The organism is Ohtaekwangia sp. (genome assembly GCF_036786105.1).
Classification (GTDB): domain Bacteria; phylum Bacteroidota; class Bacteroidia; order Cytophagales; family Cyclobacteriaceae; genus Ohtaekwangia.
Genome location: NZ_DAIQRQ010000004.1, coordinates 64,789 through 90,798 on the forward strand (window position 1 = coordinate 64,789; position 26,010 = coordinate 90,798).

23 protein-coding genes are annotated in these 26,010 nt (G+C 44.2%); 7 read left to right on the forward strand and 16 right to left on the reverse strand.

Annotated features, from left to right (window positions below; translation table 11 throughout):
- Positions 1–246 precede the first annotated feature (246 nt).
- From V7Q33_RS03195 to V7Q33_RS03205, 3 genes are all read left to right on the forward strand, one after another.
- Entirely contained in the window at positions 247–825 is a 579-nt protein-coding gene (locus V7Q33_RS03195) for a Crp/Fnr family transcriptional regulator (RefSeq protein WP_333818880.1), read from the forward strand.
- A 78-nt stretch (positions 826–903) separates the two neighbouring features.
- On the forward strand, positions 904–1,797 hold the full coding sequence (locus tag V7Q33_RS03200) for an MBL fold metallo-hydrolase (RefSeq protein ID WP_333818881.1): 894 nt from the start codon (positions 904–906) through the stop codon (positions 1,795–1,797).
- A 54-nt stretch (positions 1,798–1,851) separates the two neighbouring features.
- Complete coding sequence (locus V7Q33_RS03205) at positions 1,852–2,271, forward strand: nuclear transport factor 2 family protein (protein ID WP_333818882.1); 420 nt, start codon at positions 1,852–1,854, stop codon at positions 2,269–2,271.
- 169 nt (positions 2,272–2,440) lie between these two features.
- Here V7Q33_RS03205 and V7Q33_RS03210 read toward each other — a convergent pair whose 3' ends face one another.
- From V7Q33_RS03210 to V7Q33_RS03225, 4 genes are all read right to left on the reverse strand, one after another.
- Complete coding sequence (locus V7Q33_RS03210; protein WP_331981486.1) at positions 2,441–2,803, reverse strand: hypothetical protein; 363 nt, start codon at positions 2,801–2,803, stop codon at positions 2,441–2,443.
- Between the two features lie 188 nt (positions 2,804–2,991).
- Positions 2,992–5,934, reverse strand: coding sequence for a reprolysin-like metallopeptidase (locus V7Q33_RS03215; RefSeq protein WP_333818883.1), 2,943 nt, complete (start codon positions 5,932–5,934; stop codon positions 2,992–2,994).
- Positions 5,935–6,137: 203 nt separating this feature from the next.
- Entirely contained in the window at positions 6,138–6,896 is a 759-nt protein-coding gene (locus V7Q33_RS03220) for a DUF2490 domain-containing protein (RefSeq protein WP_331981492.1), read from the reverse strand.
- A gap of 72 nt (positions 6,897–6,968) precedes the next feature.
- Positions 6,969–7,811 (reverse strand): chromate resistance protein ChrB domain-containing protein, encoded by an 843-nt coding sequence (locus V7Q33_RS03225; RefSeq protein WP_333818884.1) that lies wholly within the window; start codon positions 7,809–7,811, stop codon positions 6,969–6,971.
- Between the two features lie 579 nt (positions 7,812–8,390).
- Between V7Q33_RS03225 and V7Q33_RS03230 the strand changes: the two genes are divergently transcribed.
- Entirely contained in the window at positions 8,391–9,185 is a 795-nt protein-coding gene (locus V7Q33_RS03230; protein ID WP_333818885.1) for an SDR family NAD(P)-dependent oxidoreductase, read from the forward strand.
- Positions 9,186–9,257: 72 nt separating this feature from the next.
- Here V7Q33_RS03230 and V7Q33_RS03235 read toward each other — a convergent pair whose 3' ends face one another.
- The 9 genes from V7Q33_RS03235 to V7Q33_RS03275 all read right to left on the reverse strand — a co-directional run bounded on the left by V7Q33_RS03235 (position 9,258) and on the right by V7Q33_RS03275 (position 21,097).
- Positions 9,258–9,878 carry a cadmium resistance transporter gene (locus tag V7Q33_RS03235; protein ID WP_333818886.1) on the reverse strand — a complete coding sequence of 207 codons (621 nt, stop codon included), beginning with the start codon at positions 9,876–9,878 and terminating at the stop codon, positions 9,258–9,260.
- Positions 9,879–9,960: 82 nt separating this feature from the next.
- On the reverse strand, positions 9,961–13,077 hold the full coding sequence (locus V7Q33_RS03240; protein ID WP_331981505.1) for an efflux RND transporter permease subunit: 3,117 nt from the start codon (positions 13,075–13,077) through the stop codon (positions 9,961–9,963).
- A 3-nt stretch (positions 13,078–13,080) separates the two neighbouring features.
- On the reverse strand, positions 13,081–14,214 hold the full coding sequence (locus V7Q33_RS03245) for an efflux RND transporter periplasmic adaptor subunit (RefSeq protein WP_333818887.1): 1,134 nt from the start codon (positions 14,212–14,214) through the stop codon (positions 13,081–13,083).
- Positions 14,171–15,397 carry a TolC family protein gene (locus V7Q33_RS03250; protein ID WP_331981511.1) on the reverse strand — a complete coding sequence of 409 codons (1,227 nt, stop codon included), beginning with the start codon at positions 15,395–15,397 and terminating at the stop codon, positions 14,171–14,173. Before V7Q33_RS03250 ends, V7Q33_RS03245 begins: the two co-directional genes overlap by 44 nt.
- 128 nt (positions 15,398–15,525) lie before the next feature.
- Positions 15,526–16,926 (reverse strand): HAMP domain-containing sensor histidine kinase, encoded by a 1,401-nt coding sequence (locus V7Q33_RS03255; protein ID WP_333818890.1) that lies wholly within the window; start codon positions 16,924–16,926, stop codon positions 15,526–15,528.
- Positions 16,916–17,608, reverse strand: a complete 693-nt coding sequence (locus tag V7Q33_RS03260; protein WP_331981517.1) for a response regulator transcription factor — start codon at positions 17,606–17,608, stop codon at positions 16,916–16,918. Before V7Q33_RS03260 ends, V7Q33_RS03255 begins: the two co-directional genes overlap by 11 nt.
- 177 nt (positions 17,609–17,785) lie before the next feature.
- Positions 17,786–18,826 carry a patatin-like phospholipase family protein gene (locus V7Q33_RS03265; protein ID WP_333818891.1) on the reverse strand — a complete coding sequence of 347 codons (1,041 nt, stop codon included), beginning with the start codon at positions 18,824–18,826 and terminating at the stop codon, positions 17,786–17,788.
- 147 nt (positions 18,827–18,973) lie between these two features.
- On the reverse strand, positions 18,974–20,446 hold the full coding sequence (locus tag V7Q33_RS03270) for a GAF domain-containing protein (RefSeq protein ID WP_331981523.1): 1,473 nt from the start codon (positions 20,444–20,446) through the stop codon (positions 18,974–18,976).
- Positions 20,447–20,719: 273 nt separating this feature from the next.
- Positions 20,720–21,097 (reverse strand): globin domain-containing protein, encoded by a 378-nt coding sequence (locus V7Q33_RS03275; protein ID WP_331981526.1) that lies wholly within the window; start codon positions 21,095–21,097, stop codon positions 20,720–20,722.
- Between the two features lie 265 nt (positions 21,098–21,362).
- Here V7Q33_RS03275 and V7Q33_RS03280 point away from each other — a divergent pair, with 265 nt between their 5' ends.
- The 3 genes from V7Q33_RS03280 (at position 21,363) to V7Q33_RS03290 (ending at position 22,893) form a co-directional block, all read left to right on the forward strand.
- The gene (locus V7Q33_RS03280) at positions 21,363–21,695 is read left to right on the forward strand and encodes a hypothetical protein (RefSeq protein WP_333818892.1); all 333 of its coding nucleotides are present in this window, start codon (positions 21,363–21,365) and stop codon (positions 21,693–21,695) included.
- Positions 21,696–21,822: 127 nt separating this feature from the next.
- Entirely contained in the window at positions 21,823–22,470 is a 648-nt protein-coding gene (locus V7Q33_RS03285; protein ID WP_333818893.1) for a GIN domain-containing protein, read from the forward strand.
- A gap of 132 nt (positions 22,471–22,602) precedes the next feature.
- Positions 22,603–22,893 (forward strand): DUF1330 domain-containing protein, encoded by a 291-nt coding sequence (locus V7Q33_RS03290; protein ID WP_333818894.1) that lies wholly within the window; start codon positions 22,603–22,605, stop codon positions 22,891–22,893.
- A gap of 7 nt (positions 22,894–22,900) precedes the next feature.
- Here V7Q33_RS03290 and V7Q33_RS03295 read toward each other — a convergent pair whose 3' ends face one another.
- Genes V7Q33_RS03295 through V7Q33_RS03305 form a run of 3 tightly spaced genes read right to left on the reverse strand, consistent with a single transcriptional unit; the run spans position 22,901 to position 26,004 of the window.
- Positions 22,901–23,632 carry an FKBP-type peptidyl-prolyl cis-trans isomerase gene (locus V7Q33_RS03295; RefSeq protein WP_333818895.1) on the reverse strand — a complete coding sequence of 244 codons (732 nt, stop codon included), beginning with the start codon at positions 23,630–23,632 and terminating at the stop codon, positions 22,901–22,903.
- A 53-nt stretch (positions 23,633–23,685) separates the two neighbouring features.
- The gene (locus V7Q33_RS03300) at positions 23,686–24,651 is read right to left on the reverse strand and encodes an AAA family ATPase (protein WP_333818896.1); all 966 of its coding nucleotides are present in this window, start codon (positions 24,649–24,651) and stop codon (positions 23,686–23,688) included.
- Positions 24,652–26,004, reverse strand: coding sequence for a peptidylprolyl isomerase (locus V7Q33_RS03305; protein ID WP_333818897.1), 1,353 nt, complete (start codon positions 26,002–26,004; stop codon positions 24,652–24,654).
- Positions 26,005–26,010 lie beyond the last annotated feature (6 nt).

The window sequence follows — 26,010 nt, forward strand, 5'->3', positions numbered from 1 at the left end:
GTAGTGAAGAGTATATTTGCTAAATATCACGATCGCCTCGCCGGCAAGAACTGACGATGTCAGGCATCTTCAGAGTCCCGGGAAACCGGTGACTCTGTTGATATTAATAATCAAGGTAATTCTTTTGTGTATCAATAATACCCAAAGTCGTGGATCACTTCGGGGCCGCATTAATTTTTTGATCCGTTTATCAATTACTCGACATGTATACTAAATTTACAGATACATCGTCAGTAATATTTACCAATGATCGAAGCACTCAAGCAAAACATCGCCAAGCACATTTCGATGTCGGATAAAGAAATGGACGACTTTTGCGGGTTGTTCAAAATGAAGCTGGTTAAGAAAGGTGATTATCTTTTAAGAGAAGGCGATGTATGCAGTTTTGAAGGCTTTGTGTCTGAAGGCCTTTTTCGCGTCTATCATGTCGATTATAACGGGTTTGAACAAATCCTGTACTTTGCCACTACCGATTGGTGGATTACGGACATAGATAGTTTCACCAACTGTAAACCATCTGATTTATATATAGAAGCATTAGAGGACAGTAAAATTTGTCTCATAAACAGTGCCGATAAAGATTTTGCCTACGAGCATTACCCTAAAATTGAAAGGCTCTTCCGTATTATGACACAAAAGACACACGTTGCCCTGCAGAGACGAATGATCGATAATTTAAGTAAGACTGCGGACGAACGATACCTCGATTTCATACAAAAATATCCCCATCATAAACGCCTTTCCAATAAACTTGTGGCCGGCTATCTCGGCATCAGCCATGAATTTGTAAGTAAGATCAGGAAGAAACTCTCGCAGCGGAAGTAATTAGTTTGAATTAATTGAACTTGTTCAATGCCTGGCTGGTGTTGGCCGGTATAGCTTTGCTTTTGTTAAGCACACAATATGAAGCACATTATAACAACAACATTATTTATAACAATTTCAATTCTATCTATTATGGAAGGACAGGCACAAGGCTTCAGAAAAATTGAAGCAGGGAAATTAACGCTCGATGTATACAATGCATCCGAAAACAGTTTTGGAGTAGCCTCAATAATCGTTGCAGGAAAATCGGAGGCCGTATTAATAGATGCCCAATTTACGCTGGCCGATGCAGAAACGGTAGCGCAGCGCATTAAACAGTCGGGTAAAAAACTGACGAGCATTTATGTTAGCTACGGTGATCCGGATTTTTACTTTGGTCTGGAAGTTTTCAAAAAACATTTTCCGGAAGTAACTGTATACGCAGCCCCGGCAACGATCGATCATATCAAGGCTACTGCCCAGAAGAAACTGGAGGTTTGGGGAGGCAGACTTGGTAAGGCTATTACGTCAAATGTAGTTTTACCTCAGGTATTGCCGGGCAACACAATTGATCTGGAAGGTGATAAGCTGGAAATTATCGGATTAGATCAGTTCCCGACCAGGACTTTTGTTTGGATACCTTCAGCGAAGACTGTTGCAGGAGGTATAAATGTATTTGGCAATACATTCCATCTTTGGATGGCTGACACACAAACCACTGAAGCCCGTAACAAATGGCTGACTGTTTTAGACAAAATCATTTCATTGAATCCTGAAGTTGTAATACCGGCCCATGCAAAAGCAGATGCTGCGTTTACCATAGCTTCGGTAAAACACACGAAAGAGTATATCCTTTTCTATGAGGAAGCTTTAAAGACCAATAAAACGTCAGAAGCCTTGATTAAGGCTATTCAATCGCGCTATCCTTCGTTGACCTTTGAAATGGCCCTGCAGTTAAGCGCTAAGGTAAATACAGGTGAAATGAAATGGTAGCCAGCCGTGAAGTATTCATGTATCATCATTATAATACTGGCCATACAAATATTAATGTCACAGTGTAAATCAGGCAATTATCCCATGGACAACGTAGCGATTGTAAAGAGTACCTATGAAGGTAAAACATCGGAGGAAAACGGTAAGAACCTGGAGCGATACCTGGCGGAATACGCCCGGTGGACAGAAGCTAAAGGATTTCCCTATGCCGGCACCTATATAGGCTTTGAAGAAATCAATAAAAATGTATTTCATCGTTTGGCAACGGAATGGATTGATTACAAATTTACTCCGGAAGGTTATGTAGCAGACGGTGATAAAGTAGCTGCTTACGGTACCTATACAGGAATCAATAAGAAAACGAATAAATCATTTCAGGCCCGGGTTGTTCACCTTTGGAACTTAAAGGCAGGAAAGATAGTGTCGTTTGAGCAGTTTGTAGATAGCCAGCCTGTTAATGAAGCTATGAAGTAGCTGCACGCATCAAGTCACCGGCAACAGCGTGAATGTTGTATTCATCAGTGGTCTGCCAATACATTTCTCGTGACTGAGAATGGTATGGAGATGGCGGTTGCTGATGGGCTTTGATGTATTGGATTGAAGTATGGGCACTGTAAAGTGCCCTTATACTTCAAGGTCTGTTTCACGGCTGCGAAGTAGCTTCTTCAATCTTTAGGATAGCCTGCATCAGCGGCAGTAACTTTGCGTGAGCATCCTCATTATCGAAAGCATGAGAGAATGTTTTATGGTCTGGCGTAGTGAGTGTTATGGTGGAGTGGCGGGCTCCATCGTAAGCGCGCTTCATCGAGGGTGATGGCAGGTTGGGTATATCTTCCAGCTTTACATTCTTCAACGACTTTATGAGCAGATTCCATTCGTCCGGTGTAAGAGATCGCTTCACATCCTTGTTTTCTTCGCGACCTTCCACATGTAGCACCACACTATCGTGCGAGAGCGTTATTTGTTTCTGATAGCCACGCGTTAAGGTTGTATAATTAATACGCATAACAGATTTAGGCGATTGGCACTGCGCTCCCATCCCCGACAGGGATATTATGCAAAGGACTATGATTTTCCGGATTGTCATATCCGAAAGGTATCAAAGAAAATATCAGAAATAAATAAGCCCTCCGGTATTGTGCACAGATTGTCACCGCCGGAAGGCTTATTGTAATTAAAAATTATAATGCGATTCTATTCCTTCACAAATTTCTCACGGATAAATCCCTTATCGGTTTGAATTGAAAGTATATACATACCGGCAGGCAGCGGCGATACATTGAGCTGCTGCTCATATTTTTCCGTATAGTGCACACTTGCCCCGCTTAATGTAGAAATGCGCAGCGACTGCACAATGAGCCCTTCCTGTACTATCACCGTAAGGTTATCTTTTACCGGGTTAGGATACAAAGTGTGCGAATTAGAAAGCAGAGGCTCTTCACCACGGCCAGTCTTTGATGTTGTAGAAGTAATGTTTACAGTATAGTCTTCTACCTCGCCATACGTAAATGTCTCACACGAAGTTGGTATACCGTTATATTTCATGGACACGCGCAGTCGTGTAGCGCCCAGTGCTGCTGTAGAAGGCACTGTAAAAGTTCCGCTAACCGGAGACGTGGTAGAGGCAGCACGTGACCATATCTGTTCACCACTGTCTGCAAAATCTCCGTCATGGTTATAGTCAATCCATGCAGAGTATCCTTCGTTATAGATTACGTCGGTCCAGGTTGGCGTTACGGTTAACGTGTTGGACGACCCACGCACGAGGTTAGTGGATATCGAGGTAAAATTACCGTATCCTGCATTGGCACCGGAAGTGTTGTTGATCGTTCCCAGCTGTACGCGCCCTATATATTCGTCTGTAACAACATTGCCTTTCGAAGCGCAGTAAGTAACCGATGTTGCAGTGGTGGTGAAATTTACCGAAGCACTATACGCTGATGTTGTGCTGGTACATTTGCTGCGTACCTGTGCCTCATACGTTTTAGCTGAAGTAAGCCCGGTGAGTGTCGCGGTAGCGCTGCTTACAGACACCGTTGTCCAGGTAGAGGTACCGGTAACACGATATTGTACATCGTACGTAGCATTGGCTACAGCAGTCCACGTAAGTGTAGCACTGGTGGATGATATCCCTGATGCCGCCAAACCGGTTGGCACCGTTGCTGTGCAGGAAGGTGATCCGGAAGAGATCGTAAAATTTACATTCGATATATCGTAAAATATATTGCCGACAGCTTCCACTTTTACACGCGCTGTGGTGGTAACGTTATTCGGTACAGTGATCGCCTGCGATCCATCATTGGGAGTATTTGCTACCAGCGTAATCGGATACGTAAAACCACCATCGGTTGACAGAAGTATATTTACATTAGCGCAATTTACCGGTGCTACATTCGTACTTGCCACATTCCAGGTAACGGTTTGTGACGCGCCAACATTCCAGGTAACAGCGGTGTTAGGAGCACTTATGGTAAAGGGCCCTGCGGTTCCACTTACTGTAACTACCATCAGGTCATCCGAAGTTTGTCCACCGCCCGCTTTATTGTCGCGCACAGTTAATGAGAAGTTTAGTTTACGGGCAACAGATGGTACTACTTCCCATGTAGGTGTAAGGTTGTTGGCTACCACATCGCTGATTTGCGGAAAATAACGTTTCGGAGATGTAGTGCCTTCGCGCGAACGGAACATCGGCCCAACTGTGCGCGTGGATGTAGGAGCAGAGTCAGAGTTTGGATCTTCCGGATCGTTTTGCTCCCAGGTATAGGTAATAACATCACCATCAGGATCGGAGCCCTGTCCTGTTAATACAAAGGCTGTTGATTTTGGTATAGTATAATCAGCGCCTGCATTTGCCGTAGGCGGGTTGTTGGTAATACTAACTACCTGTGCGCACGATGAACTTGCACCGCTTTGAACATTGGCAGATATATCGCGGATGTTTACATAAGCGAAATAGGCATCGCTATTGCTCTGCACATCCGCAGGGCAAATACCAGCATAGCCCATAATCGTGCTTGCGCTTCCGGGTTCCACCTCGGTTGTTCCACTGCCGCTGCGACAGGAAGCATTGCTTTGTGTATGATAGCCGCCAAACTGGTGGCCCATTTCGTGTGCCACATAGTCAATATCAAAGGCATCGCCCGTAGGGTCAGATCTACCGGTATATCCGCTGCCTTTGCTACCCGTGGTACAAACGCAGGCGATGCAACCTGCATTACCACCGCCAGTTGTGTTGAAGTTGTGACCAATATCATAGTTAGCATTTCCGATTGCTGCATCCGTTACCTGTTGTGTTTTTGCGTTCCACTCGTTAGACCACGGGTCGGCAGATGTACTTCCATAGTATATAATGAGATCGTTGTTGGGTACAATCTCCATGGTAATGGCCAGGTCGCGCTCATATACTCCGTTTACACGCGTCATGGTTACGTTCATTTGCGCGAGTATATTTGCTTTCTTCTGCGCATCAGTTCCTGTACCGGCAAATATGTTTCCATACTCCGCTGTACAGGAAAGCGCCAGTCTGTACTTTCTTAATTTCTTGTCGTTGGTGCGGGCCGTTTCACCCACACGTCCTCCGGAACGGTCGGCACCTGCCGTATAGCACTCAAAGTCTGCAACACGTTCCTGTATACTTTCCCGGCGGTATACCGTATATACTTTGCCATCGATCGAATACGGATCGATGTAGTATGTTTTATTCTTTCCGCTGGAAAGCACCATGCCATGGAAGCCTTGTTGCTCCGACACGCTGAAGCGAATGGTAGCAGACGGATCATCTATACCCTGGCCTGCATACGATTTTATACCAGGATAACGTGCTGCCAGATCAGGATGCAGAACAGAAGCCTCCGTTACCGTGAAGCGCTCTATATTTCCATTGGGATTAGGAAAGGTTACCACCAGTTCTGCGCGACCGGAAGCTAAACCACGCACGGGTGCATTCGTGATGGCTTCCTTGAATCCGGAAAGATCAAGCGCAAAGGTTTGATGTTCTGCAGGAGCCATGCGGCCTTGCGGTCGTAGTTTATCTTGTGGTAGTGATTCGGATGTTTTTGTCCAGAAGTTTTTCCCTTGGGAAAATCCAAGCGTGGCAGTCATGAGCATGACTGCCACGAGCAGTAAATTTTTCTTCATACGTAAAGGTTTTGGTTAATGTATGCCCAAGATATAGTTCTTTCCGATAAAGAGCCGTTTGTTAATCGGATAACTTCATGAAAAATATAAGCGTGTCAACATCTATAGTAAATATAGAGTTGTGTTGAGTATTGTTATACTCACTATTGAAACATCTATACCCCATTTATAAGTAATTATATCTCAACAGAGGTTAAGAAAAATTACTCCTTTTTTCTGAAATCAAGATTATGGAACACAAACAGCCGTATTGCATGCGTAGAAATATAGCTGTTGCCGGAAGCCTCCTGTTGATATACGTTCATGTAACCGAGCTGCGCATTAAGGTGTGGGCTGAATTGATACCCCATTCCGGCAAAGAAGCGGTTCTGATCGAACGTGTTATATACTATATTTCCACCAAAATTCAGGAAGACTTCATTTGTAATGGCTGCAAACAGTGTCTTTGGTAGAATCTCTTTCCCTTTTAGGGGTATAAAGAACGACATGTTGTAGCGCAAACGATAATTGAAATTGTAGCCGTCTTCCAAGACATCGTTGGCTATTTTTCGATTGAAGCGTTCTTCCAGGCGTAACCATTGCAATGTAGAGAGCCCGCTATATTTCTGGCTCCACCAAATCTGCTGCCAGGCTCTGTGCTCCGGCCGGGTAGTATCAAATCCCTTTGCCGGAAAATGTGCTACGTATGCATAGCCGGCATTGACCCGTATGTTATCGCGAATGAAGTAAGTAAGAGCCGGTCGTATTAAGAGTTGAAATGGCCGATCGATGAAGTGATCCGTTTGCCTGTAATGTATATCGAGCCAGAAACCAACGTGCTTGCTGATACGAGTCTGGTTGAAATAGCCCAACCAGAGTTGTTCGCGTGAACGCACATGTTTATCGGTAGCCTGTGCAAAGCCGGATTGAATGTAAATGAAAAGTATGGCTGCGAATAGCCAGCGATAATAACGGAGGATCATGTAATTTTTTTTGTAATGCTACGCACGCGTTGCTGTATAAGAATAGAACAGAATTTACTATTTGTATCCGCTTTACTTTTTTAGCACCGATTTCCGGTATGCGGACGGATTTTTTCCGGTGTGCTTCTTGAATATCCTGTTAAAGTGGCTTTGGTCTGAAAAGCCAGTGAGATAAGCAATCTCGCCCAGCGAAAACCTGCTGTCGCTCAAAAGATGCATAGCCTTTTCAATGCGAAGCTTCCGTATATAATCTCCAAATGAGAGATCATCGAAATATTTGGAGAATTCGCGAGAGAGATAAGCCGGGTGAACATTCAGGCTTTGTGAAATTTCTTTAAGGTTCAGGCTCAGGTTTGTGTCGATCTGATCCTGGATAATTTCCTTCAACTCTTTAGCCCATCCCGGAATTTTCTTGGAGCCTGGTTTTTCTTCCAGGTAACGCTGGTATACATCGAGTAACATATTCTCAATGGGATTTTGTGTGTGCTTCTCCTGCTGGAGCTTGCTGGCCCAGGTATACAGTGCATCGTAGAGCATCATACCCTGTTGAAGCAACTGTTGGTCATCGGGTATATTTTGCGCCAGCCCGGCAGATATAGCCCATAAACCGGAAGCTTGTGGAGCGAGGTCGTGACGGTCTGTATCAGCACCGCGAACAATTACGGCCAGCGTATGCAAAGCAGGGTCGTTCAGTTCATATTTACGTATAAAATAGTCGAACGTGCAGGCGTCATCGTAATGCGTAAATTCTACGTCCGGTATATCGAAAGGTATAGCATTGAGTTCCTTTGCCTGCGCTAACACTTTTTCGAACGGCACATAGATAATCTCCGCGACAGGATCAATAAAACGTTTAATGAGCCAGGGGCAGGCAAGCCGGTCAATCTTCGGACGTTCGCGTGTGATCCATTTCATAGTTCAGAGATATATACTTCTAAGCCGATGCCATTTGCAGCTCTCTGCCTTGCACATGCCTGCGAAATTCAGAAGGACTTCCTCCCCTGTATTTCCTGAATGTTCGCGTAAGGTGGCTCTCATCTCCTGTGCCTCAGGACACTCTACTTTAAAGGGTTCGTACAAATTCTGGATTTCCATGATCTTGTAAATGTACAAGACATTCCAGGAATGTTACAAAATTTTGAGGATGAGCGGTCCGGATCTTTGTTGCATTAAAAACCAAAAATGAAAGCAATTGTTTTAACACATCAATCCGGTAGATGTAAAGATCCATGCCGACAAAAGGAGTATACAGCCGCTTGAAAGGAGTGAATCCATTAATTATAGGTTGGCACATAGTGGTTGTTGTAACCGAAGTGGGCACAAGCGTAACGAACTTTAAAAAGGCAGATGAGGTTTCTGGTATAGTAAATTTTCCGGGCCAAGGAAAAGCGTATGCATGCTGCTGCTTTGCAGTAATGCTGTCGTTGTGCCGTGTATACAGTAGGGGTAGATAGCCCTTCTAAAGAAATAATTTATACTTAATTATATAATACTATGGATTCACAATTGAAAAATAAAACTGCTTTTGTAAGCGGCTCTACGCAAGGTATCGGGTTTGCTATAGCACGTGGCCTGCTGGTGGAAGGCGCCACCGTTATTATCAATGGTCGTACCCAACAGCGTGTAGATAACGCTGTGAAAGAATTGAAATCAAAAGTTCCCGGTGCGAATGTAACAGGTATTGCAGCGGATTTTTCAAACGCTGCCGATGTAAAGAAACTCACCGAGCAGCTTCCGGATGTCGATATACTGGTTAACAATGCCGGTATATTCGAAATCAAACCTTTTACGGAAATTACAGATGACGACTGGTTGCGCTTCTATGAGATCAATGTATTAAGCGGTGTTCGGTTGTCGCGACACTTCTTGCCGAAAATGATTGCCAGAAACTGGGGGCGCATCATTTTTATATCCAGTGAATCGGCTATCAATATTCCCGAAGAAATGATTCATTATGGCATGACCAAAACAGCACAGCTATCTATCAGTCGCGGTCTGGCGGAGCTCACCAAAGGCACTGGCGTTACGGTAAACGCTGTGTTGCCGGGTCCCACCAGGTCAGAAGGCGTAGAAGAATTTGTGAAGCAGCTGGCAGCTACTCAGAAAGTAACTCCACAGGAAGCTGAACAAAATTTCTTTAAGACTGTACGGCCCACATCGTTGTTGCAGCGCTTTACTTCTGTTGAAGAAGTGGCAAATCTTGTAACGTATGTAGCAAGCCCGCTGTCTTCAGGCACCAACGGAACCGCTTTACGTGTAGATGGTGGCGTTGCCAAACTCATTATTTGATTTCATGATATCGATAATGCCTGAGTAAGGATACTGTTGACTAACGATGCTCTGATCTATATCAGGGGATTTTTATTTCAACAGCATTGTATATGTTCCGCTTTGAATCAATATATAGATACCAAGCCCAATCAGGATAACCGGAAACAGGATGTGATTATACCGGGATAGCGTTACTTTAAGATTCGGATGAAGTATCAGAAATGCTGCCGCTTTTACCCAGAGATATACCATCAGCAAGAATGTTATTATGGTCAGTAACAGGTTACACCAATTCAGGTTTACAAAGAGAGGAATATAGATACCGATATTATCAGCACCATTGGCAATGGTAATACAAGCTACGCTTACAGCAGATGCATCAATCCATGATAGTAGCCAAAGCCTGTTGTTAGGTTTTAATACAGGCGCATTATCGGTCTGTTCGCTGCTAAAGAGCTTGCGAATACCCAGATAAACCGGAAACAGACCCAAAAGCCCGATATATTCTTTCGGTATAACAATGCCGATGAGCGAACCGGCTATACTGATTGCGATGAGCGAACCGATGCCAAGATATTGACCATAAAGTATATTGCGTTTCGTAAAAGATGCCGACACTTGTGTGAATAGCAACATAAGCACGAAGAGATCATCGATGTTGGTGGATGCAAAAGCGAGTACAGCGGTTATCGGCGTTTCAAGAAAGGCCATGGTTGGATTTGGGAACGCTAAATAATAAAATATCCGGCAGAATTTACCGGATATTTTATTATCAATCGGATTACACTATATATCAGTGATGCGCGTGCGCTTTCACTTTTCTTCCTGTATTGCGATTGAATATCTGATAAAAGATCGGAAAAATCAGAAGGATCAACACGGTGGCAGTAATCAGTCCCCCGATGATTACAATTGCCAGTGGCTTCTGACTCTCCGATCCTATGCCTGTTGAGATCGCAGCAGGCATGAGCCCGATGGAAGCCATCAGGGCCGTCATAACTACTGGTCTTGTACGATGTTTAATGCCGAGCGATATTGCTTCGGGTAAGGTCATATTCTTTTGCAGGTTGGCGTTAAACTCCGAGATGAGAATCACACCATTCTGAACGCATATACCAAACAATGCTATAAATCCTACACCAGCAGATATACCGAAATTTATACCGGTGATGTGCAACGCCAGTATACCCCCAATCAATGCAAAAGGAACATTGATCAACACAAGGCCCGCGTCTTTAGCGTTGCCAAACGTAATGAAGAGTAGCACAAATATAGCGATGAGGCTTAACGGCACTACCTGCGCCAGGCGGCCGGTGGCACGTACCTGGTTTTCGAATTCACCAGTCCAATGGATATTATAGCCAGTAGGTATCTTTACATTCTTCATCACACGTTGCTGCGCTTCAGCTATGGTGCTTCCCAGGTCGCGCTGGCGCACAGTAAATTTAACACCGATAAAGCGACTGTTGTTGTCGCGGTATATAAAGGCGGGGCCGGTGATGGAGCTGATGGTAGCAATTTCATTGAGCTCTACCTTCGTTCCATTTAATGTAGGCACCAGTATATTTTTGATCTCCTCTTCCGACTTTCGATATTCATACGGAAAGCGAAGGCGTATATCAAATTTTCGTTCGCCTTCATACATGACAGATGCCGTTTTACCACCGATAGCCATTTCAATAACAGCTTGTGCATCGGCGGTGGTAACACCGTATAATGCCATCTTGTGATCGTGCAGTTTGATCTGAATCTCCGGCTGCCCTACGTTTCGAAGTATACCGGCATCTTTAATCCCTTGTACATCTGATATGCTTTCCAATACCTCACGCGCAAGTTTGTCGAGGGTGGCCAGATCAGGACCGAATATCTTTACTGCATTGTTGGCATTCATACCTGCTACGGCTTCGGCTACGTTGTCGATGATCGGTTGTGAATAGTTGTAATTTATACCCTGATACTTTTTCAGCTTGTGATCCATTTCTTCGATCAGGCCATCCATGCTGATCTTCCGATCCCATTCATCTTTCGGTTTCAGGTTTACCTGCATCTGCACATAATAAAATCCGCTAGGGTCGGTACCATCATTCGAGCGACCCGTTTGTGAAAGCACTCCGTTTACTTCTTTAAACGTGCTCAGTTCCTGACGAAGCGTATGCACCATCTTTACCGTTTCATTCAACGACATACTCATCGGCATCTTGGCTTCTACCCAAAGCGCGCCTTCATTGAGCTGCGGCAGAAATTCTGTTCCCATCCACTTGAGCGAGAACAACGTGAAGGCTACAATGGCCATGGCTACCGTTAGGCTTATCTTCTTATGAGTAAATGTCCATCGGAAACCACGTGATACAATCCTGTCAAAGAATGTTACAATGAAGGTATGTTTCTCTTTTACATTCTTCTTGAGTAAAGTAGCACTGAGCACCGGCACGAGTGTAAGCGTAAAGATGAGTGCACCCAGCAATGCGAAGCCAAGTGTATAGGCCAGCGGCGAAAACATTTTACCTTCCACTTTCTCGAAAGAGAAGATCGGCAGCAAGGCAGTGATAATAATGAGCTTCGAGAAGAAAACAGCTTTGCCGGTATTTGCTGCTGTGTGTTTGATCAGGCCTAGCTTGCTGATCTTGTTAAAGCGCTCCATACCATATTTCTGCGCGGTGTGATCGAGCGCTACAAACAACCCTTCCACCATCACTACGGCACCATCGATGATGATACCAAAATCGATCGCTCCCAGCGACAGTAAATTGGCACTCATGCCTTTCATGCGCAGGCAGAAGAATGCAAACAGCAGGGAGAGCGGAATAATGATCGATACAATTAATGTAGTGCGCCAGTCGGCCATGAACAGCAATACAATAGCGGTTACAAACAGTATACCTTCCACCAGGTTGTGCATTACGGTGTGTGTGGTATAGGTCATCAGCACATCGCGATCGTAAAATGTTTTCATGCGCACATCACCGGGCAGTATGCGGGTGTTGAGCTCTTCAATTTTAGCTTTCACGCGATGCAATACTTCACTCGGATTTTCCCCTTTGCGCATGACGATGATTCCTTCCACAACATCATCGTTGGCATCCATGCCTACCTGACCTACACGGGGCAGATCAGATTCTATAACGGTGGCCACATTCTTTACCAATACCGGCACACCTTTGCGATCATGAATAATAATATTCTCGATGTCTTCGATGGAGTTTAACAGACCCATACCCCGCACTACATAAGCCTGGCCATTCTTCTCGATAACATCTCCTCCTACGTTGATGTTGCTTTTGTCTACACCTTCATATACATCCAGTGGCGTAATATCGTAGCGATTGAGCAGTGCCGGGTTTACCTGTATCTCGTATATCTTTTCACGACCGCCGAAAGCCACTACATCGGCTACACCAGGCACTGCACGCATCTGCCGGTCAATGATCCAGTTCTGAATGGTAAGAAGCTCGCGAGTATCTTTTGATTTCGAAGTAAGCACATAGCGGAATATTTCACCGGTAGGTCCGTAAGGCGGTTGTATCTCCGGCTCTACATTCTCGGGAAGATTTACATTAACAAGCTGATTATTTACCTGCTGACGTGCGTAAAAATCTTCTACATCATCATCGAAAATAATTTTGATAACCGAGAGCCCGAACATGGAGATAGACCGCACATTCGTTTTGCGCTGCACAGAGTTCATGGCTACTTCTATAGGGATGGAAACAAAGCGCTCTACTTCCTGTGCGCTTCGTCCCTGCCATTCGGTAACAATGATGATCTGCGTGTTGGTTACATCGGGAAATGCTTCTATAGGTGTATTGCGATAGCTCACTATACCGGCAATAACCATAACGCCAACCCAGAAGAAAGTAAAGAACCTGTTCTTGAGTGAAAAGGCAACTATATTTCTGATCAGTTTGTCCATGCGTTAATCGTTCAGAGCATCGTAAATAAAAAGCGGATTACGGCTGATCACTACCTCGCCCGGTTTAAGTCCGCTATTAAGCCATGTAGTATCGTCTGTTGTTTTATATACATCTACTTCACGTGTCTCTATATTGAAGCGATCTTTGAAGACCATCACAAACTGTCGGCTGTTATCGAAGATGATAGCAGAAGAAGGAACTGCTGTTAATGTTTTCGGCTCATCGTATTGTGCTTTTACTGAAGCCAGCATTTCAGGCTTCAGCTTGAAACCGGGATTCGGCAATCTGATGCGTACTTTCATGGTGCGTGTTTCAGGATCAAGCACACTTAGAATCTTGTCTATTCTGCCGTTAATTTTCTCACCCGGATAGCTGAGTGGTGTAATGGTTACATTCATACCATGACTGATGCGTGCTATATCATTTTCATATACATCGGCAATGGCCCACACTTCATCCAGCTCCGCTACGGTAAATACACTTTCGCTATGATCGGAAGGAAGCGTCATGTCGCGGCTCAGTTTTTTCTGAATAACAAAACCACTGATTGGCGATTTCAATCTATACTCTGACTGACGGTTGAAATTATAAATAGCAAAAGTTTCAGATATACGTTTCAGCGCAGCTTCTGCTTTCTCCAAATCTTTCTGTGCGCTTATTAATTCCCTGTCCGATGAAAGTTTCGATTCGTACAGATCCTGCTTTACACTGAGATTCTTTTGTGCTACGAGTACATCCGATTGTGCATCGATCAGTTGCCGGTCGTATTCTGCCACTTCACCACTTTTAATAATGGCAAGCGTCTGATTCTTGTTAACATAATCGCCAAGCTCGGCATCAACTTCCAGCACGTTTCCACCTACGATCGGAAATATTTCTACAAGTCGATTTTCATCGGCAGCTATTTTCCCGTTGAGATTCAGTACTCCTTTTACAGGTTTTTCTTTCACGGTATCAAGCGCGATGGATTTCAACATCGTATCGCTTAAGGAGAAAGCCTTGCTTTCAGGAGTGTCGTTTCCCTTCTCACCACATTGCGTCAGCAGCAGTGTGGCCAGGCACGCAGCAAACGTACCTATTCGAATCTTGCGCTTAAGGGCGCAGGTCTTGTCCCACTGCATAGTTGAGTTCTTCATAAGATTTATTTAGATCGGCTTTCAGTTGATTTAATTGAATGATGCTGGAGTTATAGGATTCGAACATGTCGGTAAACTCCAACAGTGAAATGTTATTCTTGCTATAGTTGCTTACCAATCCTTTGCTGAGTTGATTGAGCTGTGCTTCGAAATCAGTTCCTGCAGAAGCATATTGATCGCGCAGCAATTGAAACACCTGCCATGCGGTTTGTACTTCGCGGGTAATTTCCTGCTGCTTGCTTTGCAACATAATCTTTGATTGTTCTATACCGATCCTGGCTTCCTGTATGCGACCCTGGTTGCGATTGAAGAGCGGAACCTGCAACCCGAACTGCAGACCGGTATAATTATTCACGTAGCTGCCGGCCTGATCATATATAGCACCCGTAGTAAGATTCGGTATAGCCTGTTTACGCTCAAGCGAATAGCGCAATTGATTTTGTGCCTGCAGGCTTTGGGCAATCTTAAGCTCAGGGCGGTTGGCCAGCGATTGTTCAATAAGTGATTGCAAGGTTGCTGTTGGAAGGTCTGGAACGACCTGCGTTATTGCTGTAGGAACCGGGAAAATAATTCTATCATCCACCAGCAATAACTGCAGGTCTGACTGTAGTTGTACCAACTCAGCCTGCGTTTCATTCACTTGGTTATTTATATCGAAATAAGTAGACTTCAAACGGGTAAGCTCCTGCAGCGATACATTGCCTTTAGCATATTGATCTCCATAGAGGTCGATCACATTTTTCAACAGGGCAAGCCGTAAACGGATATTGGTGATGGCGTTGTTAAGAAAATGATACCGATAGTAACTTACGTGCAAAGCATATTTAAGGCTGCGCGCCAGCTCGTAGTATTGCCATTGCGTCATCTGCTTTTCTTCTTCTGCAAGTTTGATGGAAGCTTTACGCTGCCCTGCGATGCGAAATACTTTTTGCAGTTGAATAATTTTTTGTCCGTTGCGGCCAGCGTCAAGCCATTGCTTTGCAGTAGGATTATATAAATTCCATTCTGTGAAAAGCTCGGGATTACTGAAAAGCTTCTCTTGTATTTTGCGTGCCTCTGCTTTATCTACTTCGTAGTGATAAGCAATAAGAGACAGGTTCCGTGATAACAGTAAACTATCGGCTTGTGCCAGTGTAATACGGAGTGTGTCTGTGTTTTGAGCGAAGAGAGTACTACTACCCATTAAAAGAGTAACAACAGTTACCCATATCCGAAACGATCGCATCCCTTTTTTCCACAAAAGTACGGTCGTGGTCTTTATACGGGCTTAAGTGTTCCTTAAATCGGGCTTAAAGTTATCGCAGTGTAGGATCAGGATTGATACGATCTATTAATATCCTGTGTGGCACCATTGGCCAAGGGCAGGCGAAGTATAAAATTATGTTGGCCTGCAAGAAAAGAGTAGGTAATAGTGCCTCCCATCATTTCGATGATTTGTTTTACGATGGAAAGACCGAGACCATGCCCGGGTTTCTCTTGTTGTTGCGTTTCCCGGAAGAACGGTTCGAAGATCAGATTTCCGGGCGATGATTCTTCGCCGGCATTAGAGAATGTAAGCTGCAGTATGGCGTTATCGTGGCGAATGCTGATGCTCAATTGTGGTGTAGTTGAATATAGCGCTGCGTTTTCAATGAGATTGCGAAAACATATCTTTAACAACAGAGCATTACCATCAACGATCAACTGCTCTTCAGTTTCTATGGTGGCGTCTATATCAATCTTTACCTGTTGTTGTGGATAAACAGGACTTGATTCCTTTACACTTTCATCCAATATTTCGTCTACCCGTATCGGTGTAGTATTTACGGGTAGCTGTGATTGCAGGCGCTGGATCAACAACAATGATTCAATGAGTGCCGCCTGTTCATCAATATCATCCGATAAACCTTTTGTTACCTGCTGTATTTCCGGTTGACTATTATTTGTTAATTCTTCCAGTCGTTCCAGCTTGCCACGGATCAATGCAAGTGGTGTTTTTAATTCATGTGCTGCATTGCGAACAAAGGCACGCTGCGATTCAAAGGCTTTCGACAGGCGCTCCAGCATTTGATTGTAGTTTATGGCCAGTGTATCGAGTTCATCTTTATTCTTCTTTACGGCTACATGTCCCCGCAGATTATTGGCATTTATATTCTGGATAGACCGGTTCAGTTCATCAATAGGACGGAACACCTGGCGTATATAGTAGTAACTGGCCACGGAGATCAACAAAGTGCCCAGCACCAACGCCAATATCACCAGGTCTTGAAGATTTTGCAATTTGCTGATGCCGTACCGATCGTAAGCAGAAGAGAGCACTACGTAATCATGTCCCTGGCCGGTATAGCGAACGCCCACCACTTCATCATTATCGTCATCAACATAATATTGCCGACCGGTTTTGCGGATGGCGTTGATCAGTTTGATGGAGTAGGGAATTTTTTCATCATCAAGACTGCTGTAGATAAGTTTGTTCTGTTCATCGAAGATGAGGATCTTCTCATCATACATTTTGTTTATAGAATTTTGATCGATGATCTTGAGCAGGTTTATATCTACACCCTTTACTTCTATGAGAAGCCGTGCGGTAGATATACTCTTTTCGTGGAGGCGTTCGAAAAATTCATCGCGCCTGAATTCCGAGTACGCGATATAAATAAAGCTAAGGATAGCGGTAAGCACAATGAAGAAAAGACCGACAAACAGTAGCGTTAGCCTGGTTTTATAATTCATCGGATTGCTCATTTAAGTAATATCCAAAACCAGGTTTGGTAAGGATGAGCTTCCGGTCAAAGCCCTTGTCGACCTTGTTGCGCAGAAAATTTATATATACTTCAATCGTGTTATGCGTTACTCCGTATTTGTTATCCCAAAGGTTCATAGCCAGCTCATCTTTGGAAATAATACGGTTTCGATTCTTGAGCATGTATTCCAGCAATCCGTATTCTTTGGGCGTAAGGCTGATCTCTTTGTTTTCGCGTATCACCACTTTTTTATTCGGGTCAAGCTTCATGTCATGAAACTGGTATAGCGGCTGTGTGTTGGGAAGCTGCTCGGCCCGCTTTAAAAAAATCTTAACTTTTGCGACCAGTTCTTTCAGGTGGAAAGGTTTTACCAGGTAGTCATCTGCTCCCAGATCGAATGCTTCCATTTTACTGTCTATATCACCAAAGGCTGTGATAATGATTATTGGGGTTTCCGGGTCCATGGCCCTGAACTTTTTACAAAGCTCTATACCATTTACCTTGGGCAGATTCAAATCCAGCAATACCAGGTTGCAGTTATGATTCTGAAAATAACGCATGGCAATCTGGCCATCGTATACCGGATCGCAGGCAAATCCTTCTTTCTCCAAAGTTGAAGTGATTGACTTGGAGAGGTTGTGATCATCTTCAATAATGAGTATTTTCTTCACGCGGCTACCGGGCTTTCATGGTGTTTCCCTAAGCAAGGATCGGAAGAAAAATTTAAAAAACGAATGAACGATGACTCTTTGATGGTAAAAAAGATATGCAGAGCATAAACTCAAATCCCGCTTTCTGCAATTAGCAATAGCAGAAAAACGCGATTAGTCTATATGTATAGTGCTGCATCAGCTCGCTGCCTGCAGCCCGGAACAATCGCTCGCTTCCGCGAGATTGGCGAGGAATTTTTCCAGTGCCTTCATCTTCTCCTCATTGTCGGTAACCTGCTCCTTTATCTGCTTCTCAAGGTAATCCAGTGTTTCTTTGCGGGCGTCCGCCATGTCGGCATATTTCTCATCGGGTATATTAATACTTAGCCGCAGGTAGTTGCCATCGTCCAGCATCTCACCGCTTTCGTAATCGGTAGTCTGGTTAACACCGCGCATCATAATGTCGGTAATCTGTGTTACCCATTGCAGCTCGCCCCAATCCACGGCTTCTTTTTCTGTAATGGTGCCGCTGTACGTGCCTGTTCCCAACGAGAGCACACGTATATCGCTATATTTTACATCAGTTCCGTCTTTCTTTTTATAGTATCCTTTATTACCATATTTACTGATCTCGGCAATGGCTGCCATAGTAGGATTGTTTACATATACTCCGCCATCTATACCGGTGAGTGTTTTGCCTTTGTAATTGAAAGTATAGGCTGGCAGATACGTTGGTGCCGCAGAAGTGGCACGACAGATGTCGTATATCTTTGCATTGGCTTCCGGGTTCTCATTTGCCTCGGCCGATTTAAAGAATACAGGCCGGTTGCCATTGAGATCGTATGTAGATACAAGAATGGGAAGAAGTGCCTCTTTTATGCGCTCATCGGTTACATATTCTTTCAGTACTTTCTCCAGGCCACTGCCACTATAAGCAGGAGAAAACAAGTTCGATACTTTATGGAAGAGTTTATTTATGCCCGATCGTATCGGAAAGATAATATCACCCTGGTTGATGTATATATCAGCAATTTCATCCAGGGTATATTTCGGTTGATTTTCAGCATCATGCAATGTCATACACGATACAAGCAAACCGCCGGTAGAAGTTCCGGCCATCATGTCAAATGTATCCTGTACTCTTCTTTTTGTAATAGACTCAATCTTCTGAAGTATACGTACAGGCACAATGCCACGAAGGCCGCCTCCGTCAATGCTGAGAATATTATAGGTGCACATAGATTTGGGTTTTAGTGGGTTAAACAACGAAAAGCCAATAACGCAAAAAGCCCATCCTCCAGCCGATGAGACATGAAGCGATGGGCTCTGTATCGAATGTAACTAAATAGGAACGGATTTGCAAGCGTAACAGCTCGCCTGTACCAGTTATAAATTCCGTGTGGCTGCGGAAGATTGATCAGCTATGGTTTTCATTTTCTGTATCATCTTTGAAGCGAGAACAGCAGATGCAACCTGCTCACCACATTTCTCCAGAAACTCCAATTGATGCGGTGCCAACGGAGTAAAGCCGGCAACTTCCAACACGCCCACAATGGTATCGTTATATATCATAGGCACAATGCATAAGCAACCGGGAGTAGCATCGCCGAGGCCGGAAGTAATTTCAGTATAGCCTTCGGGTAACGTTGTGAGTATTATTGATCGTCCTTCGAGGTAAGCTTGCCCTACAAGACCTTGTCCGGGGTTGATTTGTTTATGTATATATTTCTTGCGGTTGAAAGCGTAGCACGCAGTCATCTCAAGATATTTCAGTTCCGGATCATCATCATTCAGAATAAACAAACTTCCCTGTTGATACCTGATGCTCTTGGTGAGAAAACAAACGGTGTCGTATGACAGCTGGTTGAGATCGTTTTGATCAGTACGCAGAATACTAGCCAGTTTGGTGAGCCCTTCGTTTAGCCAGTGAAGTTTGGCATCGTTGTCTTTTGATGTACGAAGTTTGTCGCGCAAATCAATGATTTTGGATGCAAGTGTATTTTTATTCAACGCCAGGTTTTCATTGTCAATGCCTTCGTATTGAGTTGAGTAATCTCCCTTGCTGATGGCGTTGATAAAATTAGACAACGAGTTAATGGATTTTTTATAGTATGCAAATATATACTCATCTTTAACTGCGTTGATCTCGTGCCCGTCATTGAAGATGAGCTCCTGGTTATAGCTGTGAAAATCGCGCAGCAGTTTAACCCTTCGTGCTATCTCCTTTCGCAGGTCAACAATGGCAATGACGAATGCCGGTAAAGAAAGTACAATGAGTAGTACATTGATGGTGATGTTGACTTTGTTAAGCCGCTCATATTTCTCGCGGTTATTAATAATTACATGATTTTCAAACGGACGCACAACGTCGGTAAGATTCTTCCACGTGGTGGAGAGTTTCTTGTTCATGGTTTCATCCTTGAACTGCTCCAGGAAGAGCGAGTCTTTTCCCTCTGCAATAAGTTTGGAAAGGTCTGCAGAATGATCGGCTGTTTGAAAAAAGGCTTCTTTATACTCGGCCAGCGTGGTGAATCCTTCTGTAAACGATTCATCTTGCTGATGAAGCAGACTGTCGATGCGAAATATGATTGTGTCGGCCCAGGTCTTGACCAGATCGTAGGACAGGTACAGATATTTTTCATCGTGCGTGAGCGCGTACCCGCGCAGCTCCACATTCATGGCCATGGTAAGGTACAGGCAGTTTTGAAGACGGGTAAGAACTTTGGGGGCTTTATCGGCATCGTTCAATGCTTTTTTAATGGTGCGTTGGTGTATGCTGTTTTGACAGAACGCCAGTACAATTAACAGAAATAAGAAGGTAAGCGATACCTCGATTCGGTTTACTTTGAACTTTTGCATATCCCATTTGCTTATAGAAACAATTGCCTGGCAGATTATCGTAATGAACCCGTTAAAAAATGTGAAACTATCCTACGATAAAACCAGGTGCAAAAATGAAACTTGAAAGTCCTAACTAAGTCTTCGGGACGGGAGACAAAAAAGAGTACAACGATCAGCCCTGTGTGACAGAAAGGGTGACAAGTGTTTCGAGGTGGTTATGCAAACGATATATATTTAGCAAAAGATTTTGCGTAGCCGCTACAAAACCGAGAGCAGGACGTGGGGCCATGATCAGTGCTCCTCACCTGTATTTACCATAAACATGGCTGTAGGAACAAAGCGCTTGAACAGCTCGTCTTTCAGGGCCTCATCGATATGCAAGGTGGCAATGGCTTTAGACATGCACGAAAGCCAGGCAACAGCGTCTTCTTCGGTGATAGTGTGTGGCATGTGGCGGGCGCGTAGCCGCGGATGACCGAACCGCTCGGAATACAAAGCAGGCCCTCCCAGGAATTGTGTCAGGAACAAACGCTGTTTTTCCTTGATCGACTCTTTATCGTTTTTAAACAAATGCGATATCTGTTCGTGTTCAAAAACAAGATCATAAAACCGGTCAACCAGTGTTCTGAGATTCTCTTCCCCGATCAGATCGAATATTGTGGTTGGCATAAGCGTGCTGTCGCGCAAAGCAACAAACTATTTTGGTTATAGAAAAGCGAATGTGCGTACGGAAACATCCTTTCGTAATGAAATATAGTGCATTGCAAACTTGTCCGTCTTTCAGAATAAATTCTTTATTGTTTATCTTCCGATAGTGAAGCTTTGACAGCAGCAATTCTTCTTCTTCCTTGCGAAGAGAAATATACCGGTTCAGATGATTAATAAAGGTGATACATGACCCAAAGTAAATTAAATGTAAGGATAACAACCGCACATGGCTCTTGCAATCATCCTGTATCAATATACAGGCGATGCTATTCGCATAACAATAGAGGCCCGCTTTGAAGATGACAAACTAATCATCGATGGCTATGATATCGGCGCGCGCGTAAAAGAGTATTGGGGCGACTCGGATTATGAATATAGTATAATACTACAGCCTGAAAGTATAAACCAGCTTGGAACGTTGTTGAACCTATCAGCTCACGATAAGCAGATGATTTTGCAGGCACTGGCCAAACGTTTTAACACCAATTCGTGCTTTTCTGAAATACAAAAACTGCTTGACGATCACCATATTTCTTACGAGAGCTTTCGGTGGACCTGAACCTGTTGCCACTGAAATACGATGATTTGAAATCATAACCTGAATGTATTGATAGGGTATTTTTTCATTACTGCCAGTAAACTTACGTTGAGCCTTATGGTATTAGAATATCGAGGAAATTTGCAGAATGAAATACATCGGCTTTTTTCTGTTCCTCTCGGTTCTGTCAGGGATAGCGTCATGCGATCTGAAAGAATATCCTGCTAAAGAACTTGGATCTTTTGATCACATCAACTCAAACGGAGGTGTCTCCTTCAACTTTGTGCAGGGCGTGGAGAACAAGGTTCTTTCTACATCCATGAGCGATGCGTATTACAACGTAAGCGGTGGCCAGCTTTCCGTTAATGCCCCTGGGGGCAGCATGACCATTGCCATACGAGGAAATATAGATTTGTGGTGTAATGCCTGCAGCGTAGAAAATTCAGGCACGCTCGCGATGGACACTATGATTATGTACCTGCATGCAGGCTCGGTAAAATTCAATGACGTACACGTGGGGGCACTTGGTATCAATGCCATCAACACTGGCTCCTATAAATTAGATGGCACCGCCAACTACATGAATATTACTGTTGTGAATGCTGTTTCGTTCAAGGGCTATAACTTCGTTACTGACAGCACCTATATAAACTCGCAGAATGCTTTCGATGTTGAAGTAAATGCTACCAAAGTATTAAATGCCTTCATCTATTCATCAGGCAATGTTAATTACATGGGCAACCCACCTGTAGTGCGTGTTACCTCTACCGGACTAGGAAAGGCTGTGAAGAAGTAAGGCCCCATATTTTACTGTACTTAAGAGTTAACAGAGCAAAGCAATATTTAAGTTTGTACAACGACCATAAATATGCTTATTCACACCTAAATATCTTTTCACTACATTTCAGTATAAACGACATAACGCTCCATGAAAGCATACATCATCGTAGACGTAAACATCACTGACCCGGCATTGTACGAAGATTATAAGAAACTTACGCCCGGATCGCTCATTCCGTATGAAGGTAAATTTATAGTGCGTGGAGGCATGACTGAAACTCTGGAGGGAGACTGGATTCCGGGGCGCATTGTTATTCTGGAGTTCCCATCCGTAGAAAAAGCAAGAGCGTGGTGGTCTTCTGACACCTACGCTCCTGCTAAAGCCTTGCGGCAATCTGCTTCCATTACGCGGATGATCCTGGCGGAAGGCTTTGAATAAACTGCGATTAATTTACTTTGATAAGCTCCACTTCAAAAACAAGTGTAGCATACGGTGGAATTTGTGCTCCGGCACCACGTTCGCCATAACCAAGTTCCTGCGGTATATATAGCATCCACTTATCGCCTTCGTGCATAAGTTGCAATGCTTCTGTCCAGCCTGGTATAACTTCGCTTACTCCGAATGTTACGGGCTGGCCACGCTCTACTGAACTATCAAATACAGTTCCGTCTGTGAGTTTGCCGGTGTAGTGTACCGTTACATTGTCGGTAGCTTTCGGAACTTTACCTGTGCCTGATTTAACTACTTTATACTGCAAGCCGCTGGCAGTGGTCTTTACACCTTCTTTGGTTTTATTCTCATTTAAAAACACCTGGCTGCTTGCTTTCAGTTTGCTGTTTTTCTTTTCCACAGCCTGCTGCATGTACTGCTGCACGATCGTCATTGCTTCAGACTGTTCAAGTTTTAATTTTTTGTTTTCGTATACATCGCGGATTGCAAAGGTCAATGCATCTACATCCAGTGAATCGCCTCCCTGCGAGCGCAGGTTGGTAGCCACCAGCACACCCAAACCATAGCTGGCCTTCTTTACAGTATCTGAGAGCAAAATATCTTTAGGTTTTTTCAATTCAGCAATTTCAGCATTCAGTTTTGTTACTTGAGCCTGCAACTCTTTTTTCGATTGTGCAAAAAGTGGCATGCTGATGACCAGGGAGAGACAAAAAACAAATAGTTTCATTATTGATAGTTATACGTTACACTTAAAATTAATTCAGAGAAGGCTTACGAAGTTTAAATAAGCTTGCCAATGAGATCATCCACTCTAATGCCTTCGGCTTCTGCTTTGAAGTTGCGCACAATACGATGACGCAATACCGGCCGCGCTATAGCCTGCACATCTTCAATATCAGGTGAATATTTACCATTCAGCAGCGCATTACATTTAGCACCGAGCACAAGAAACTGTGATGCCCGCGGACCTGCTCCCCACTCCAGGTAATCTTTTGCAACCGCAGAGCTACCGGCAACGCCTGGGCGCGTTTTATTGGCAAGGTTCACGGCATATTCAATAACATTATCAGGCACGGGCACTCTGCGCACCAAATGCTGAAAGTATGAGATCTCTTCTGCGTTAAGCACTTTGTTAACCGTTCTCACTTCATCTGATGTTGTGTTCTTCACAACGCTGATCTCATCTTGCATGGAAGGATAGGTGAGCAGTATATTAAACATAAAACGATCGAGCTGTGCTTCCGGGAGAGGATAAGTTCCTTCCTGTTCGATCGGATTTTGTGTTGCCAGTACGAAGAAAGGTCGTGGCAGATCATAGCGTTGGCCTGCAATAGTCACTGCATATTCCTGCATGGACTCGAGCAATGCGGCTTGTGTTTTAGGAGGCGTACGGTTGATCTCATCTGCAAGTACGATGTTGGCAAACACCGGTCCTCTTACAAATTTAAAGTTACGCTCTTTGTCCATCGTCTCAGCTCCTACAATGTCTGAGGGCATCAGATCGGGTGTGAACTGAATGCGTTTGAACTGGAGGTCAAGCGATGTAGCTATAGTTTGCACCAACAATGTTTTGGCCAATCCGGGCACACCTACTAACAGTGAATGTCCCTGGCAAAAAATTCCGGTGAGTACCTGCCGTACAACTTCTTCCTGGCCGATAACGACTTTTGATATTTCTGCTTTCAGCTTTTTGTAAGCTGCAGCCAGTGCGTTGGCTGCTTCAACATCTGATGTGAATTTTGTCATTTAGTGCTCGTCTAAAATTCCACAATAATCATACGATGGGTCAATGCTGATGAACACATCTTTGCGTGCTTTGTTGAACCACTTCTGAAGAATTCTGTCTTTTTTCTCGTTCAGGGTAGCTGCTTGTATCCGTGACCAGTCTTCATTGAGTGACGCCTGGTGTGGCGGGTAGCGCGATTTATACAACAGAATTCGAACAGCATCTTTACCTTCATCAGTACGGTAGGTAATCGGCTCGGATATACCGCCTACTTGCATAGAATCGATTTTGAAGAACACCACCGGATCGAGTTCATCCACCAGTAATTTTGTGCCTCCCTCACCATCGCTGAAAAAACCTCCGTTACCTTTTGTCTGTACATCGTCTGAAATGTCTTTCGCTGCCTTTGTGAATTTCAGACTATCGGCAACAATCAATCTTCTCACACTGTCGAGATAGTGCCTCGCCTGTTGAATATCTTGCGTGGAGGGTTTTGGCGCAATGAGTATATGCCTTGAGTGATATTCATTTCCTCTGCGTTCCATCAGCTGCATAATGTGGAATCCGAATGGTGATTCGAATGGCATGGAAATCTCGTTGGGCTTAAGTTTAAATGCCATTGCTTCAAATTCAGGTACCATTCTTCCGCGGCCCGACCAGCCCATATCGCCACCGTTAGATGTTACTGTAGGGTCGTCTGAGTATTTCTTTGCCAGTGTAGCAAAATCTTCTCCGGCCAGAATGCGGTTGCGTATACCTACCAATTCCGCTCGCGTTAAGTTCTTCTGCGCCTCACTTACTTTGGCTACTTTCACGATCTGCGCTACTTCAACAGAAGCAGAGAAGTAAGGCAAGCTGTCTTTCGGCATGCGGTTGTAAAAACGCTTTACTTCGGCAGGTGTAACCACTACACCTTTTGTGATCTCTTCCTGCATCTTGCGTACCACAAGCTGTTCGCGCTCCTGGTCGCGTATCTCCAGCCTGATCTGCTCCAGTGTTTTGCCATAACGTTCCTCCAGTTCATCGGGCGATACACCAGCTTGTGCAATGATCATATCCATTTTGCGCTGGGTATATTGATCTACTTCATCATCGGCCACCACAACGGAGTCTATCTCCGCTTTTGCCATCATCAACTTGTTACGAATAAGCAATGCCAAATATTGGCAACGCACCTGTTGTGAAGCTGTACCTCCGTTAGTAAGGTAATCCTGGTAGGCGCGCTCGAGTTCTGATTTCAGCACAATGTAATTATCCACTTTGGAAATAATCTCATCGACCACAAAACCATTGTCAGCGGTTTCCTGTGCCCGCGCTGCTGACCATGTGCATACAGCTACCAGCACTGCCAGGGTATATTTTAATCTGCTCACGGTCTT